Raw genomic sequence first — 16,333 nt, 5'->3', positions numbered from 1 at the left:
CCCGCCGGGGCCCACCGCTAAGGAGCACCATGAGCCGCTACCCCTACCGCAAGCCCCGCGTGAGCGTCGCCGCCGAGCACCTGCCGCTGGTCCTGGTGGGCCTGCCCGGGGCCGGGAAGACCACGGTGGCGCGCCTCCTGGCCACGGCCCTGGGGGTGCAGGTCACCGACACCGACGCCGAGATCCGGCGCCGGGCGCGCCTGACGATCCCCCAGATCTTTGACGCCGAGGGGGAGGAGGGCTTCAGGGACCGCGAGGAGCAGGCCATGCGTGCCGTCCTGACCTCCCCCCAGCACGCCCAGGGCGTGCTGGCGCTGGGGGGCGGCGCCGTCCTGCGCCCGGCCAACCGGGCCCTGCTGGCCGGGCGCACGGTCGTCTACCTCCTGGCCGCGCCCGCCACCGCCGCCCGCCACGTGGGTGACGGCAGCGGCCGGCCCCTCATGGCGGGCCGCTGCGCCGGGGCCGACTCCGACACCGCCGAGGCCGCCAGCCAGGGGGCGCAGGACACCGCCGCCGGGGTCCTGGCGCGCATGGAGGCCCTCCACCGGCAGCGCGCCCCCCTGTACGCCTCCGTGGCCACCCACACGGTCCCGACCGACGGCCTGAGCCCCGAGCAGGTCGCCGCCCTGGTCCTGGTCACCCTGGGGGCCGAGCCCGGGCGGGCGGCCAGTGCCCTGGCCGTGGCCACGGGCCGCACGCGGCCCTCGCCCGCCGGGCCCGGGACCCTCCGGCCCCCGTCGGGCGCGCCGGCCACCCCGTCCCCGGTCACCCTGCCCTCGCCCGCCCGCCCGGCCGCCGTGCTGCCTGCCAGCCCGCCCGCCCGGCCAGCCGCTCACCCGCCCGCCGTGCTGCCCGCCAGCCCGCCCGCCGGGCCCGACCGCGTCCCCACCCTGGACGACCACCCCCGGGAGCTCGACCGGCTGCGGGGCGGGCAGACCGTGCGCCTCCCGGTCGGGGGGGCCTGGCCCTACGAGGTCCTCATCGGCCGCGACCTGGGCGCCCAGGTGGCCTGCGCGGTCACGCACGCCCGGGGGGCCGGGGCCGGGGGCGTGGCCGTCGTCCACCCCCCGGTGCTGCGTGGGGCCGCCGAGCACCACGAGGCCCTCCTGGAGGGCCTCGGGCTGCGCGCCACCCGCATTGAGGTCCCCGCCGGGGAGGCCTGCAAGACCGTGGGCGTCCTGGAGGAGGTCTGGGAGGCCCTGGGCCGCTTCCGCATGGGGCGCGACGGCTGCGTCGTCGGCCTGGGCGGGGGGGCGACCACGGACCTGGCGGGCCTGGCCGCGGCCACCTGGCTGCGGGGCGTGCCCGTGGTCCAGGTGCCCACCACCCTGCTGGCCATGGTCGACGCCGCCGTCGGGGGCAAGACCGGTATCGACACCGCCGCGGGCAAGAACCTCGTGGGGGCCTTCCACCCGCCCGCCGGCGTGGTGTGCGACCTGGCCGCCCTGGACACCCTGCCCCTGCCCGAGCTGCGCGCCGGGGCGGGGGAGGTCGTCAAGTGCGGCCTCATAGCCGACCCCCTCGTCCTGGAGCAGGTCCTGGCCGGCCCCGACGTCCTGGCCGCGGGCTCGCCGGCCCTGGCCGAGCTCGTGGCCAGGGCGGTGGCCGTCAAGGCGGCCGTGGTGGGCCGGGACCTGACCGAGTCCGGGCCGCGGGAGATCCTCAACTACGGGCACACCTACGCCCACGCCGTGGAGAAGGTCACCGGCTACCGGTGGCGCCACGGTGAGGCCGTGGCCGTGGGCTGCGTCTACGCCGCCGAGGTCTCCCACCGCCTGGGCCGCCTGGACGCCGCCGCCCTGGACCTGCACCGCCGGGCCATGGCGGCCGTGGGCCTGCCGGTGTCCTTCCCGCAGGGGGCCGGGCGCTGGGAGGAGCTCCACGCCGCCATGATGAGCGACAAGAAGGTCCGCTCCGGGCGCCTGCGCCTGGTCCTGCTCGACGCCGTGGCCCGCCCCGTGCGCCTGGACGCCCCCGGGGAGGAGCTGCTGCGGGCCGCCCACGAGGCCGTGAGCAGGCCGTGAGCGACCCGGCCGGCGGCCTCGCCGCCCTAACCGGCGCCGGGAGGGGCAGGGGGGGCGCCGGGGACCGGGGCGTACCCCGGGAGACGCCCCAGGACGCGCCCCGGGAGACGCCCCAGGACGCGCCCTGGGGCGCGCTCGTCCTCATTGGACCGCCGGGGGCCGGGTGCCGGTCCGTGGCCGCCGAGCTCGTCGCGCCCGGGGCCCGCTGCCGCGACCTGGAGGCCGTCACCGCCGCCAGGCTCGCAGTGGATCCCGCCCTGGCCCACGTGGTCGTGGCCGAGGAGGTCTACCGGCAGGCCGAGGCCCGGGCCGCCGTCGAGCTCCTGGAGGGCGCGCGCCCCGGTGACGCCCTGGCCCTGGGCTCAGGCTGCCTGACCAGCCCCGCGGTGCTCCGGGCGCTCGACGCCCTGCGCGCCCGGGGCGGGACGGTGGTCGCCCTGACCGCGCAGGCGCGGGCCCTGGCACGCCGTAACGGCCTCGACGCCCCGCGCTCGGTGGCCCTGGGGCCGGTGCATAGGACCTTCGTCACCCTCCTGCGTCAGCGCGAGGCCTTGTGCCGCGACCTGGCCGATGCCATGGTGGACACCACCGGGCTGTCGGCCAGCCGCACCGCCCAGCTGGTCCGCGAGAAGGTCGTCCTGTAGGAGGCAGCCCTGATGTACGTCCCCCGCCACTTCGAGCTCCCCGAGGACTACGCCCGCACCCTCCTGGAGCACCCGCGCGCCGGTAACCTCGTGACCGTCCACGACTTCGGCCCGGAGGCCACCTTCGTGCCCTTCTACCTGGACAAGGAGCGCGGGCGCCTGGTCACCCACCTGGTGCGCAACAACCCCCAGGCGCGCACGCCCGTCACCGCCCCGGGCCTGGTCATCCTCGACGAGGCCGACGCCTACGTCTCCCCGCACTGGTACGCCACCAACAAGGTCAAGCCCAACGTCCCCACCTGGGACTACATCACCCTGCACGTCAGCGGAGCCGTCAACGTCGACGCCAGCCCCCAGGCGGCCCTCCAGGCCGCCAGCACCCTGACCCACCACATGGGTGACGGGGACTGCCTGGAGCCGGTGGGGCAGGACAAGCTCGAGCGCATGGCCCGGGCCATCGTGGTGGTGTCCGTGGACACGGAGCGGGTGCGGGGCAAGGCCAAGATGAGCCAGAACCGCCACCCCGACGACATCCGCAGCCTCATCGCCGCCCTGGAGGAGCAGGGCCAGGACGTGCTGGTGAACTACCTGCGCACCGTCTCCCTGCCCTACGCCGAGGAGCGCCTGGCCACCATCACCGCCCTGCGCGGGGCGCGCGCCGCCCGCGAGCTCATGAGCGCCCGCCACCCCTGCGCGGGGATGTGAGGTGGGAGCACACTCACCCCTGGCCCGCCCGGGCCCCGGACCCGGGCGCGGTAGGATCAGCGCGTCCCAGACGCAACGCGACAGTGAGGAAACCGCTCGTGGCAACGACGAACGACCTGAGGAACGGCCTGGTTCTCAACCTTGAGGGCCAGTTGTGGCAGGTGGTTGAGTTCCAGCACGTCAAGCCGGGTAAGGGCCCCGCCTTCGTGCGCACCAAGATCAAGAACGTCCTGAGCGGCAAGACCGTGGACAGGACCTTCAACGCCGGCCTCAAGGTCGAGACCGCCACCGTGGACCGCCGTGACATGCAGTACCTGTACAAGGACGGCAACGACTACGTGTTCATGGACGTCAAGTCCTACGACCAGATCTACGTCCCCGGTGACACCGTGGGCGACGCCGCCCGCTTCCTGCTGGAGAACCAGGACGTCATCGTGGCCTTCCACGACGAGACCGTCCTGTTCGTGGAGCTGCCGGCCGCCGTCGTGCTGACCGTCTCCCACACTGAGCCGGGCCTCCAGGGCGACCGCTCCAACGCCGGTACCAAGCCCGCCACCCTGGAGACCGGCGCCGAGATCCAGGTCCCCCTGTTCCTCAACACCGGGGACCGGGTCAAGGTCGACACCCGCTCCGGCTCCTACATCTCCCGCGTCACGGACTAATGCCCTCCCAGCAGCCCACCGGCCCCGCGCGGGCCGGCACCCGCCCCGTCAAGCACCCGGTCACGGCCCGGACCAAGGCCCGGCGCCGCGCCGTCGAGGTCCTCTTCGAGGCCGACCAGCGGGGACTGCTGGCGGGCGGCCAGGCCGAGGACCTGTCCGGGGAGCCCGGGCAGGAGGCCGACGCGGGCCCGGCCGCGCGCCTGCGCGCCCTGGCCGCCGAGCGCGCCGTCTTCTCCGCCAACCACACCCAGGCCCCCGCCTACACCCGGCAGATCCTCGCCGGCGTGGCCGACCACCTGGTGGACGTGGACGAGACCATCGAGACCTACGCCCAGGGCTGGGTCCTGGAGCGCATGCCGGCCGTGGACCGGGCCATCGCCCGGGTCGCCACCTGGGAGATCGTCTACAACGACGACGTGGACGTCCCGGTGGCCGTCGACGAGGCCCTGACCCTGGCCAGGATGCTCTCCACCGACGACTCCCCGCGCTTCCTGGCCGGGCTGCTGGGGCGTATCGGCGACCTGGCCGACACCCTGCGCTAGGGGCCCGGTGAGGGCCCGCCGCCGTAGCCCCGGCGCCGCCGGTCCCGCACCGCACCGGCCCGCCCCGGCGCCCCGCACCGCTCCCGGTGGGGCCGGGCGCCGGCCACACGGGTCGCCAGCCCCGCGGGAGGGGAATAACGGCGGTGCGTCCCCTTGTTGCCACCCCAGGACCTTGTTCGTTCAGCCCCCGACAGGAGCCCGCATGAGCCTGCCCCAGCACGAGTCCCCATCACCCCTGGTCGCGGTGACCGGCGCCACGGGGAAGGTCGGTGGTGCGGTCGCCGAGCAGCTGCGGGCCAGGGGACCGGTCCCCCGGCTGGTGGTGCGTGACGCCTCCCGCGCCCCGGGGTGGGCCGAGGACGTCGCCGTGGCGGCCTACGGCGACTACCAGGCCGCCACCGCCGCCCTGGCAGGCGTCGACGTCCTCCTCATGGTCTCGGCCTCCGAGTCCGCCGACCGCCTGGCCCAGCACCGGACCTTCATTGACGCCGCCGCGGCCGCCGGGGTGCGTCACGTCGTCTACACGAGCTTCCTTGGCGCCGCGCCGGACGCCGTCTTCACCCTGGCGCGCACTCACTGGGCCACCGAGGAGCACCTGCGCGCCTCGGGAGTAGGCCTGACCCTCCTGCGCGACTCCTTCTACGCCGACTTCCTCCCCGAGCTCGCCGTCGACGGCGTCATCGCCGGGCCCGCGGGGCAGGGGCGCGTGGGCACGGTGGCACGGGCCGACGTCGCCCGGGCCGCCACCGCCGTCATCGGCGACCTCGTCGCCGGGGACCGCCGGCACGACGGCGCCGTCTACGAGCTCACCGGCCCCGAGGCCCTCACCCTGGCCGAGGCCGCTGCCGTCATCACCAGGGCCACCGGCCGGCCCACCGTCTACCGTGAGCAGACCCTTGAGGAGGCCTACGCCTCCCGCTCGGTCTACGGCGCCCCCGACTGGGAGGTCGACGCCTGGGTGTCCACCTACACCGCCATCGCCTCCGGCGCCCTCGACCGCGTGACGGACGACGTCGAGCGCCTCACCGGGCGCCGGCCGCTCAGCCTGGCGCAGTTGCTCGCCGGCCACCACTGACCCGGGGCGGCGTACGGGAAGGCCGGTCAGCGTCTAGGCTGTCCCCGTAGCCCCCGTCCTGCCGCTTAAGGGCGGCGTACGTCCTCAAGGAGCCGAAGCATGGGACAGTCCCCGTCACCGTACGAGCCCGGCGCCTACGGAACCGCGTCCCGCTCTCCCACCGCCAGCCCGTACAACGCCGTCGAGCCCTACACGGGCACGCCACCTGCCTACGCCGGCCCCGGCTCGCCGTCTCCCGGCACGGCCTATCACCTACCGACGCCGCCTGCCTACGGGCGGCCCGGTCCCTACGGCCCCGGCGGGGTCCCCTACGTGCAGCCGTACGTGCTCGTGGCCCCGCCCAGCCCCGAGGAGGTCGCCGAGAGGGGCAGACGGACCACCCGCGGGCTGGGGCTGGGGGCGGTGGTCACCGGGACCGTCTCCGTCGTGATCCAGGATCTGACCGTGCTGGGCATGGTCCTCATGGCCGTTACCGGCGGCTCCGGGTCGAGAGGCGCCACGTTCGCCACCGGGATGTTTATTGTCCTGAGCATCCTTGTCGTGCCCCCGGCGGTCTTCCTGGCCTGGGCCGTCTCCTTCGGCCTGGCCCTGACGGCGTGCGTGAGGGCCGCCGGCGCGGGGCGCCAGCCCGCGCACTGGGCCGGTGCAGGAGGCCTCATGGGCGGCCTTCTGACCGTCTCCGTCCTCCAGGGTGTACCGGCGGTCATGATTATCTTCACCATCGGGCTCTACGAGGACAGCCGCTCCTCGGGGGACGCCATGCTGGCCGCGACAGCCGTCGCCGGGATCGTGCTCCTGGTCGTGCACATTGTCCTGATCGCCAGGATCCGCGCCCTGGGCACCGGGACCGGGCCCCAGGTCCCCTACGCCTGAGCGCCCGCGCGGCCCAGGGGCACGGCCCTGGCCCGTAGCCCACCAGGTGGCGCCGGCGCGCTCCTAAGGCGGCCGCGCTGGCGCCACCGGCACCGCCCCTGCCGCTCCGGCGCGCGCAGCGGACCAGGTCGCGGTAGCCTGACCCCTGGCACACGCCCTTTAAGTCCGTCCTGAGAGGCGGGGAAGGAGGCCGGAGATGGCCGAGCTGTCAGACGCCGGGAGCGCACCGCCGGAGGGCAAGAGGATCCTGGGGGAGCCGGAGGTCGCCCGCTCCCTGCTGCGGATCGCCCACGAGGTCATTGAGCGCAACCGGGGTGTCAGCGACCTGGTCATTATGGGGATCCCCAGCGGCGGCGTGCCCCTGGCCCAGCGCCTGGCACGCGCCCTGGCCACCGCCAGCCAGGCCGCGGCGTCCGACACCGCCGCACCGGCCGTGCCCGTGGGCACCCTGGACATCACCATGTTCCGCGACGACCTGGGACGCCACCCCATCCGCGTGCCCCGGCCCACCTGGGTGCCCGAGGGCGGTATCGACGGGCGGACCGTCATCCTGGTCGACGACGTCCTGTACTCCGGGCGCACCATCCGCGCCGCCCTGGACGCCCTGGGCTCGATCGGGCGGGCCCGCGCCGTCCAGCTCGCCGTCCTGGTGGACCGCGGCCACCGGGAGCTGCCCATCCGCGCCGACTACGTGGGCAAGAACCTGCCGACGTCGCGCTCCGAGAAGGTCGTCGTCGCCCTGACCGAGCTCGGGGCCCCGGCCGACTCGGTCACCATCCTGCCCGCCACCGACCCCCGGGAGGCCACCCGATGAGGCACCTGCTCAGCGCCAGGGACCTGACCCACGACGAGGCCGTCATGGTCCTGGACACCGCCGAGGCCATGGCCGCCACCCAGCGCCACGCCGTCAAGAAGCTGCCCACCCTGCGCGGCAGGACGGTGGTCAACCTCTTCTTCGAGGACTCCACCCGCACCCGCCTGTCCTTCGAGGCGGCCGCCAAGCGCCTGAGCGCCGACGTCATCAACTTCTCCGCCAAGGGCTCGAGCGTCTCCAAGGGGGAGTCCCTGAAGGACACCGCCCAGACGATTATGGCCATGGGGGCCGACGCCGTCGTCATCCGCCACCGCGCCTGCGGGGCCGCCCACCTGCTGGCCCACGCCGGGTGGATCAACGTCCCCGTCCTCAACGCCGGGGACGGCACCCACCAGCACCCCACCCAGGCGCTCCTGGACGCCATGACCCTGCGCCGCTGGTACGTCCCCGGCACCGGGGCGGGCGACGGCAGCCCCGCCCCCCAGGGGCGGGACCTGGCCGGGGCCGAGGTCGTCATCGTCGGTGACGTGCTGCACTCGCGCGTGGCCCGCTCCAACGTGGACCTGCTGACCACCCTGGGCGCCCGGGTCACCCTGGTGGCCCCGCCCACCCTCCTGCCGGTGGGCATGGAGAACTGGACCTGCTCGGTCTCCTACGACCTGGACGCCACCATCCAGGCCGTCCGGCCCGACGCCGTCATGATGCTGCGCGTCCAGCGTGAGCGCATGAGCGCGGCGGGCGGGGGGTTCTTCCCCAGCCCCGACGAGTACTCGCGCGCCTACGGCCTGGACCTCACCCGGCGCCGGGCCATGCCCGACCACGCCATTGTCATGCACCCCGGGCCCATGAACCGCGGCCTGGAGATCACCGCCGAGGCCGCCGACGACCCGCGCTCGCGCGTCATCGAGCAGGTCGGCAACGGCGTGTCGGTGCGTATGGCCGCCCTCTACCTCCTCCTGGCTGACGAAGGGAACCAGCTGTGACCGCCCACCTCCTGACCGGGGTCCGCCCCTACGGCGAGGACCCCGCCGACGTCCTGACCGCCGACGGCCGCATTGCGGCGATCGGCCCCGACGCCGCCGCCCAGGCGCCCGCGGGCACGGTGCGCCACGACCTGGACGGCCTGGTGGCCCTGCCCGGCCTGGTGGACATCCACACCCACCTGCGCCAGCCCGGGGGGGAGTCGGCCGAGACCGTCTTCACCGGCACCCGGGCCGCCGCCGTGGGCGGCTACACGGCCGTGTTCGCCATGGCCAATACCACCCCGGTGCAGGACAGCGCCGGGGTGGTCGAGCAGGTGCTGCGCCTGGGGCGGGAGGCCGGCTGGGTGGACGTCCACCCCGTGGGCGCCGTGAGCGCGGGCCTGGAGGGACGCCACCTGTCCGACATGGGCGCCATGGCCCACAGCGCCGCCCGCGTGCGGGTCTTCTCCGACGACGGCAGGTGCGTGGCCGACCCCGTCCTCATGCGTCGCGCCCTGGAGTACGTCAAGGCCTTCGACGGCGTCATCGCCCAGCACGCCCAGGACCCGCGCCTGACCGAGGGCTCCCAGATGCACGAGGGGGCGGTCTCCGCCGAGCTGGGCCTGCGCGGCTGGCCGGCCGTGGCCGAGGAGTCCGTCATCGCCCGCGACGTGCTCCTGGCCGGGCACGTGGGGAGCCGCCTGCACGTGTGCCACCTGTCCACCGCCGGCAGCGTGGACATTATCCGCTGGGCCAAGGCCCGCGGCATTGACGTCACCGCCGAGGTCACCCCCCACCACCTGCTGCTGACCGACGAGCTGGCCCGCTCCTACTCGCCCCTGTACAAGGTCAACCCGCCGCTGCGCACGGCCGCCGACGTCGAGGCGGTGCGCGCCGCCCTGGCCGACGGCACCATCGACGTGGTGGGCACCGACCACGCCCCCCACCCCCTGGAGTCCAAGGACTGCGAGTGGGCGGCGGGCGCCTTCGGCATGACCGGCCTGGAGACGGCCCTGAGCGTGCTCATTGAGACCATGGTGGCCCCCGGGCGCATGACCTGGCGCGACCTGGCCCGGGTCATGTCCTCGGCCCCTGCCCGCATCGGCCGCCTGACCGACCAGGGCCAGGGGCTCGAGGTGGGGGCGCCGGCCAATATCACGCTGGTGGACCCCGGTGTGCGCCGCACCGTGGACCCGCGCGCCCAGTGGACCCGCTCGGCCAACACCCCCTACGCGGGCATGGAGCTGCCCGGGCAGGTGGTGGCCACCTTCCTGCACGGCCGCCCCACCGTCCTGGCGGGCGAGCCGGTGGCGCGGGAGGAGGCGTGAGCCGCCGCGGCCCGGCCCTGCTGGTCCTGGAGGACGGCTACGTACTGGTCGGCAGCGCCTACGGCGCCACGGGCCGCACCATTGGCGAGGTCGTGTTCAACACCGGCATGACCGGCTACCAGGAGACCCTCACCGACCCCTCCTACCACCGCCAGATCGTGGTCATGACCGCCCCCCACATCGGCAACACCGGGGTCAACGACGAGGACCCCGAGTCCGGCCGCGTCTGGGTGGCCGGCTTCGTGGTGCGCGACCCCGCCCGCCGGGCCTCGAGCTGGCGCGCCCGCCGCGAGCTGGAGGACGAGCTGGACGCCCAGGGCGTGGTGGGCCTGTGCGAGGTGGACACCCGGGCCCTGACCCGCCACCTGCGCGAGCGCGGCGCCATGCGCGCCGGGATCTTCTCCGGGGCGGCCCTGCCCGCCGGGGCCGCGGACCCCGGCGGCCCCTCGCGGGCGGCCCTGGACGTGTGCCTGGACCTGGTGCGCTCCGCCCCGCCCATGACCGGGGCGGCCCTGGCCGCCGAGGTCTCCACGCCCCGGGCCTACGTCGTGGAGCCCTCCGGCGCCTTCGCCGGCCGGGAGCCGGTGGCCACCGTGGCGGCCATTGACCTGGGGGTCAAGAACCGCACCCCCTGGCAGATGGCCGAGCGCGGCGTGCGCGTCCACGTCCTGCCCCAGTCCTCCACCCTGGCCGACGTCCTGGCCGTGGACCCCGACGGGGTCTTCTTCTCCAACGGCCCCGGGGACCCCGGGGCGGCGGTGGACGAGGTCGAGCTGCTGCGCGGGGTCCTGGACGAGCGCATTCCCTTCTTCGGGATCTGCCTGGGCAACCAGCTCCTGGGGCGGGCCCTGGGGTACGGGACCTACAAGCTGGCCTACGGCCACCGCGGCGTCAACCAGCCGGTCCTCGACCGGGCCACCGGGCGGGTGGAGATCACCGCCCATAACCACGGCTTCGCGGTGGACGCCCCGGTGGACGCCCCCTCGGTGGCGCCCTACGACCACGGACGCTACGGGCGCGTCGAGGTCAGCCACGTCGGCCTCAACGACGGCGTCGTGGAGGGGCTGCGCGCCCTGGACCTGCCGGCCTTCTCCGTGCAGTACCACCCCGAGGCCGCCGCGGGCCCCCACGACGCCGAGCACCTGTTCGACCGGTTCGTCGCCCTCATGCGCGCCCACCCCCGGCCCCGGGCCGGGCGCGCGGGCGGCGCCACCCCGACCGGCCCCGCCGGCGCCCCTGGTACCACCGACCCCGAGGAGAGCTGACATGCCCCGCCGCCCCGACATCTCCTCGGTCCTGGTCATCGGCTCCGGGCCCATTGTCATCGGCCAGGCCTGCGAGTTCGACTACTCCGGCACCCAGGCCTGCCGCGTCCTGCGGGCCGAGGGCATCCGGGTGATCCTGGTCAACTCCAACCCGGCCACCATTATGACCGACCCCGACGTGGCCGACGCCACCTACGTGGAGCCCATCACCCCCCAGACCGTCACCGCCATTATCGCCAAGGAGCGCCCCGACGCCCTGCTGCCCACCCTGGGCGGGCAGACCGCCCTCAACACGGCCGTGGCCCTGGCCGAGTCCGGGGTCCTGGAGCGCTACGGCGTGGAGCTCATTGGAGCCTCGGCGGCGGCCATTAACGCCGGGGAGGACCGGGAGGAGTTCAAGGCCGTCGTCGAGCGCTGCGGGGCCCAGGTGGCCCGGTCCGTCATCGCCCGCACCATGGAGCAGTGCCGCCAGGGGGTGAGGGAGCTGGGCGGCTACCCGGTGGTGGTGCGCCCCTCCTTCACCATGGGGGGCCTGGGCAGCGGCATCGCCTACAACGAGGCCGACCTGGAGCGCATCGCCGGCCAGGGCCTGGCCGACTCGCGCACCACCGAGGTGCTCCTGGAGGAGTCCATCCTGGGCTGGAAGGAGTACGAGCTGGAGCTCATGCGCGACACCGCCGACAACGTGGTGGTGGTGTGCTCCATAGAGAACGTGGACCCCGTGGGCGTGCACACCGGGGACTCCGTCACCGTGGCCCCCGCCCTGACCCTGACCGACCGGGAGCTCCAGCGCCTGCGCGACATCGGCATCGCCGTCATACGCGAGGTCGGGGTGGACACCGGCGGCTGCAACATCCAGTTCGCCGTGGACCCGGCCAGCGGCCGCGTCGTGGTCATCGAGATGAACCCCCGGGTCTCGCGCTCCTCGGCCCTGGCCTCCAAGGCCACCGGCTTCCCCATCGCCAAGATCGCCGCCCGCCTGGCCGTGGGCTACACCCTGGACGAGATCCCCAACGACATCACCGGCTCCACCCCGGCCTCCTTCGAGCCCACCCTGGACTACGTGGTGGTCAAGGTCCCCCGCTTCGCCTTCGAGAAGTTCCGCGGGGCCGACCCCACCCTGACCACCACCATGAAGTCCGTGGGCGAGGCCATGGCCATCGGCCGCTCCTTCACCGAGGCCCTCCAGAAGGCCATGCGCTCCATTGACAAGAAGGGCTCCGTCCTCTCCTGGTCCGGCCCCGCCCCCACACCCCAGGAGACCGCCGACCTGGTCAGGCGCGCGGCCACGCCCACCGAGCACCGCCTCCTGGAGGTCCAGCGGGCCCTGCGCGGGGGGGCCGGTGTGGCCGAGCTGGCCCGGGCCACCGGCATCGACCCCTGGTTCCTGGACCAGATGCTCCTGCTCCAGGAGGTCGCCGAGGACGTCGCCGCCGCCCCCGCCCTGACCCCCCAGGTGCTGGCCCGGGCCAAGCGGCACGGCTTCTCCGACGCCCAGGTCGCCGAGCTGCGGGGCATAGGGGAGGACACGGTCCGTGAGGTCCGCCACGCCTTCGGCCTGCGCCCGGTCTACAAGACCGTGGACACCTGCGCGGCGGAGTTCGCCGCCCGCACCCCCTACCACTACTCCAGCTACGACACCGAGACCGAGGTCGCCCCGCGCGAGCGGGAGGCCGTCATTATCCTGGGGTCCGGCCCCAACCGCATCGGCCAGGGCATCGAGTTCGACTACTCCTGCGTCCACGCCACCATGGCCCTGGCGCACCGCTACGAGACCGTCATGGTCAACTGCAACCCCGAGACCGTCTCCACCGACTACGACGTCTCCGACCGGCTCTACTTCGAGCCGCTGACCTTCGAGGACGTCATGGAGGTCTACGAGGCCGAGCTGGCCGCGGGACCCGTGGCCGGCATGGTGGTCCAGCTCGGCGGGCAGACCCCCCTGTCCCTGGCCGCACGCCTCCAGGCCGCGGGCGTACCCGTCCTGGGCACCAGCCCGCAGGCCATCGACGCCGCGGAGGACCGCCAGCTCTTCGGCGTGGTCCTGGAGCGCGCCGGCCTGCCCGCCCCCGCCCACGGCACCGCCCGCAGCGACGAGCAGACCCTGGCGGTGGCCCGCTCCATCGGCTTCCCGGTCCTGGTACGCCCCAGCTACGTGCTGGGCGGGCGCGGCATGGAGATCGTCTACGACGTGACGGGCCTGACGGACTACCTGCACCGCGCCGCCGCCGAGCCCGGGGGCGCCTACGGCACCGGCCCGCTGCTCATTGACCGCTTCCTGGACGACGCCGTCGAGATCGACGTCGACGCCCTCTACGACGGCACCGAGCTGTTCCTGGGCGGGGTCATGGAGCACATTGAGGAGGCCGGCATCCACTCCGGGGACTCCGCCTGCGTCCTGCCCCCCATGAGCCTGTCGGACACCGAGATCGCCCGGATCCGCCGCTCCACGCAGGCCATTGCCGCCGGGGTGGGGGTACGCGGGCTGATCAACATCCAGTTCGCCCTCATGAGCGACACCCTCTACGTCATCGAGGCCAACCCCCGGGCCAGCCGCACGGTGCCCTTCGTCTCCAAGGCCACCGGGGTCCAGCTGGCCAAGGCCGCCGCCCTGCTCATGGCCGGCTCCTCGATCGCCTCACTGAGGGCAGACGGCCTCCTGCCCGCCGACGACGCCGCCGCCTCCGACCCCCTCGACCCCATCGCGGTCAAGGAGGCGGTGCTGCCCTTCAAGCGCTTCCGCACCCCCGACGGCCGGGTGGTCGACACCCTCCTGGGCCCGGAGATGCGCTCCACCGGCGAGGTCATGGGCTACGACGTGGACTTCCCCCGGGCCTTCGCCAAGTCCCAGTCAGGGGCCTACGGCGGCCTGCCCAGTGAGGGCACGGTCTTCGTCTCCGTGGCCGACCGGGACAAGCGGGCGGTCATCCTGCCGGTGGCCCGCCTGGCCGAGCTGGGGTTCACCGTCCTGGCCACCACCGGCACCGCCCAGGTGCTGCGACGCAACGGCATCCCCGCCACCGTGGTGCGCAAGCTCAGCGAGGGCGTGGGCCCCCACGGGGAGCAGACGATCGTGGGACTCATCGAGTCCGGGGCCGTGGACATGGTGGTCAACACACCCAAGGGGCAGGGACCGCGCTCGGACGGCTACTCCATCCGCGCCGCCACCACCGGTGCCGACAAGCCGATTATCACCACCGTCCAGGAGCTCCAGGCCGCCGTCCAGGCCATTGAGGTACGCCTGCGGCCCAGCGAGTACTGGAACACCGTCCGCAGCCTCCAGGAGCACGACGCCGCCCGCGCGGCCCGACGCGCAGGACACCAGCAGGAGGAATGGCTATGACACACCACACGCCCGTGCCGGGGCGGCCCCCACGCCCCTTCGGGGCCCGCCTGGAGGCCGCCATGGACGCCCACGGGCCCCTGTGCGTGGGCATCGACCCCCACCCCTCCCTCCTGGCCGACTGGGGCCTGCCGGACACGCCCGCCGGCCTGCGGGACTTCGCCCTGCGCACCATCGAGGCGGTGGGCGGGCACGTGGCCGCGCTCAAGCCCCAGTCCGCCTTCTTCGAGCGCCACGGGGCCGCCGGCATAGCGGTCCTGGAGGAGGTCCTGACCGCCGCGCGCCAGACCGGCACCCTGTGCGTCCTGGACGTCAAGCGCGGGGACATCGGCTCCACCATGACCGGCTACGCCCAGGCCTACCTGGCCGACGACGCCCCCCTGGCGGCCGACGCCGTCACCCTCTCGCCCTACCTGGGCCTGGGCTCCCTGGCCCCCGCCCTGGAGGCGGCGGAGCGCACCGGCCGGGGCGCCTTCGTCCTGGCCCTGACCTCCAACCCCGAGGGTGCCGGCGTCCAGCACGCCCGCGACGCCTCCGGGCAGGCGGTGGCCGCGGCCGTGGCCACCGGGGTGGCCCGGGCCAACGCCGCCGCGGTAGCCGCCGGGACACTGGGCAGCGTGGGACTGGTGGTCGGCGCCACCGTGGGCGACGCCGTCACGCGCCTGGGGATCGACCTGGCCGCCGTGGGCGGGCCGCTGCTGGCCCCGGGCGTGGGCGCCCAGGGGGCCGGCGCCGCCGAGCTGGAGGCCGTCTTCGGGGCGGCCCGCCGCCACGTCCTGGCCTCGACATCCCGCGCCGTGCTGAGCGCCGGCCCCCACCCGGGGGCCATACGCGCCGAGGCCACCCGGCAGGCCGCCCGGGTGGGCGCCGTCCTGCGGCCCTGAGCCGGGCCGCGCGGCCCGGCGCCCCCGACACGCCGGCCCGGCGCCCTTAGCCCCGGCGTCCTCGGCGCACCGGGTGGAGCGCCTCACCACCTGTCCCGAAAACACGCCCTCGAGATGCGGTGCCCCTCACATGGCCGTAACCTAACATCGTATCGGGCCACCGTACCCAATGAGAAGGAGCAGGTCATGGCATTACCCACATTGACACCTGAGCAACGGACCGACGCCTTAGCCAAGGCGGCCGCGGCACGCGCACGCAGGGCGGAGGTGAAAGCGGCGCTCAAGGGGGGCTCAATGAGGCTCTCCGCCTTCCTGGAGCAGGCCGACCAGGAGGAGGTCCTGGGCAAGATGAAGGCCCTCGCCCTCCTCCAGTCCCTGCCACGTGTGGGCGCCACCACGGCCCGTACCATTATGGAGGAGGTCGGGATCTCCGAGTCCCGGCGTGTGCGCGGCTTAGGCGCCCACCAGCGTGCCGAGCTCGTCCGCCGCTTCGGCTAGGAGCCGCAGCCGATCCTGCCGTGCCGGGGGCGTCCCAGCCCCCGGCACGGCCGCGCTCGCGGGCCCGGTAGCTGGGCCATGATGGTCCCATGAGCGACGTCCCCTCCCCGTCCCGTCTCACCGTCATCGCCGGCCCCACCGCGGTGGGCAAGGGCACCCTCGTGGCCGAGCTGCGGCGTCGGCACCCGGATCTGTTCGTCTCGGTCTCGGCCACCACCCGCGCCCCCCGCCCCGGTGAGGTTGACGGCGTCGACTACCACTTCGTCTCCGAGGAGGAGTTCGACCGCCTGGTCGCGGACGGGCAGATGCTGGAGTGGGCCGTGGTCCACGGCGCCCACCGCTACGGCACGCCGCGCCGCCCGGTCCAGCAGCGCCTGGACGCCGGCCGGCCCGCCCTGCTGGAGATCGACCTGGACGGGGCGCGGCAGGTACGCCGCCGCATGCCCGGTGCCCGGCTGGTCTTCATCGCCCCTCCCAGCTGGGAGGAGCTGGTCTCCCGCCTGGTCGGGCGGGGCACCGAGTCCCCGCAGGAGCAGGGGCGCCGCCTGGCCACCGCGCGCACCGAGCTGGCCGCTGAGGGGGAGTTCGACCAGGTGGTGGTCAATGACACCGTGTCGCGTGCCACCGACGAGCTGGAGCGTATCCTGGGCCTGGCGGACTAGACTGTCCCGACGCAGCGTCTGCCGACACGCTCGGCCCACACCCGGAAGGAAC

General features: G+C 74.5%; 15 protein-coding genes. All 15 read left to right on the top strand.

What is annotated here, in order from left to right:
• Window positions 1–29 precede the first annotated feature (29 nt).
• The 15 genes from aroB (at window position 30) to gmk (ending at window position 16,281) form a co-directional block, all read left to right on the top strand.
• Window positions 30–2,024, top strand: coding sequence for a 3-dehydroquinate synthase (gene aroB / locus JJJ15_RS01000; RefSeq protein WP_200511137.1), 1,995 nt, complete (start codon window positions 30–32; stop codon window positions 2,022–2,024).
• A complete protein-coding gene (locus tag JJJ15_RS00995) occupies window positions 2,021–2,668 on the top strand; it encodes a shikimate kinase (protein WP_246742097.1) in 648 nt (215 codons plus the stop codon). Before aroB ends, JJJ15_RS00995 begins: the two co-directional genes overlap by 4 nt.
• A gap of 12 nt (window positions 2,669–2,680) precedes the next feature.
• Window positions 2,681–3,373 (top strand): FMN-binding negative transcriptional regulator, encoded by a 693-nt coding sequence (locus JJJ15_RS00990; protein WP_200511136.1) that lies wholly within the window; start codon window positions 2,681–2,683, stop codon window positions 3,371–3,373.
• A 98-nt stretch (window positions 3,374–3,471) separates the two neighbouring features.
• On the top strand, window positions 3,472–4,035 hold the full coding sequence (gene efp, locus JJJ15_RS00985; RefSeq protein WP_106109139.1) for an elongation factor P: 564 nt from the start codon (window positions 3,472–3,474) through the stop codon (window positions 4,033–4,035).
• Window positions 4,035–4,577, top strand: coding sequence for a transcription antitermination factor NusB (gene nusB, locus JJJ15_RS00980; RefSeq protein ID WP_200511135.1), 543 nt, complete (start codon window positions 4,035–4,037; stop codon window positions 4,575–4,577). The genes efp and nusB overlap by 1 nt, the downstream gene beginning before the upstream one ends.
• Before the next feature lie 202 nt (window positions 4,578–4,779).
• The gene (locus JJJ15_RS00975; RefSeq protein ID WP_200511134.1) at window positions 4,780–5,652 is read left to right on the top strand and encodes an NAD(P)H-binding protein; all 873 of its coding nucleotides are present in this window, start codon (window positions 4,780–4,782) and stop codon (window positions 5,650–5,652) included.
• A gap of 99 nt (window positions 5,653–5,751) precedes the next feature.
• Complete coding sequence (locus JJJ15_RS00970) at window positions 5,752–6,525, top strand: hypothetical protein (RefSeq protein WP_200511133.1); 774 nt, start codon at window positions 5,752–5,754, stop codon at window positions 6,523–6,525.
• A gap of 196 nt (window positions 6,526–6,721) precedes the next feature.
• Window positions 6,722–7,339: a bifunctional pyr operon transcriptional regulator/uracil phosphoribosyltransferase PyrR gene (pyrR, locus tag JJJ15_RS00965; protein ID WP_200511132.1), complete on the top strand. Its 618-nt coding sequence runs from the start codon at window positions 6,722–6,724 to the stop codon at window positions 7,337–7,339.
• Window positions 7,336–8,322, top strand: a complete 987-nt coding sequence (locus JJJ15_RS00960; RefSeq protein ID WP_200511131.1) for an aspartate carbamoyltransferase catalytic subunit — start codon at window positions 7,336–7,338, stop codon at window positions 8,320–8,322. Before pyrR ends, JJJ15_RS00960 begins: the two co-directional genes overlap by 4 nt.
• Window positions 8,319–9,629: a dihydroorotase gene (locus JJJ15_RS00955; RefSeq protein ID WP_106109133.1), complete on the top strand. Its 1,311-nt coding sequence runs from the start codon at window positions 8,319–8,321 to the stop codon at window positions 9,627–9,629. The genes JJJ15_RS00960 and JJJ15_RS00955 overlap by 4 nt, the downstream gene beginning before the upstream one ends.
• Window positions 9,626–10,894, top strand: a complete 1,269-nt coding sequence (gene carA, locus JJJ15_RS00950; protein ID WP_200511130.1) for a glutamine-hydrolyzing carbamoyl-phosphate synthase small subunit — start codon at window positions 9,626–9,628, stop codon at window positions 10,892–10,894. Before JJJ15_RS00955 ends, carA begins: the two co-directional genes overlap by 4 nt.
• 1 nt (window position 10,895) lies before the next feature.
• Window positions 10,896–14,237 (top strand): carbamoyl-phosphate synthase large subunit, encoded by a 3,342-nt coding sequence (gene carB, locus JJJ15_RS00945; RefSeq protein ID WP_106109131.1) that lies wholly within the window; start codon window positions 10,896–10,898, stop codon window positions 14,235–14,237.
• Window positions 14,234–15,121, top strand: coding sequence for an orotidine-5'-phosphate decarboxylase (gene pyrF / locus JJJ15_RS00940; protein ID WP_200511129.1), 888 nt, complete (start codon window positions 14,234–14,236; stop codon window positions 15,119–15,121). The genes carB and pyrF overlap by 4 nt, the downstream gene beginning before the upstream one ends.
• Before the next feature lie 186 nt (window positions 15,122–15,307).
• Window positions 15,308–15,619 carry an integration host factor, actinobacterial type gene (gene mihF / locus JJJ15_RS00935; RefSeq protein WP_106109129.1) on the top strand — a complete coding sequence of 104 codons (312 nt, stop codon included), beginning with the start codon at window positions 15,308–15,310 and terminating at the stop codon, window positions 15,617–15,619.
• Window positions 15,620–15,708: 89 nt separating this feature from the next.
• Window positions 15,709–16,281: a guanylate kinase gene (gene gmk / locus JJJ15_RS00930; protein ID WP_106109128.1), complete on the top strand. Its 573-nt coding sequence runs from the start codon at window positions 15,709–15,711 to the stop codon at window positions 16,279–16,281.
• Window positions 16,282–16,333 lie beyond the last annotated feature (52 nt).

Source organism: Actinomyces sp. HMT897 (assembly GCF_016626125.1).
In the GTDB taxonomy this organism is placed as follows: domain Bacteria; phylum Actinomycetota; class Actinomycetes; order Actinomycetales; family Actinomycetaceae; genus Actinomyces.
This window is presented reverse-complemented; position numbering and strand designations above follow the sequence as displayed.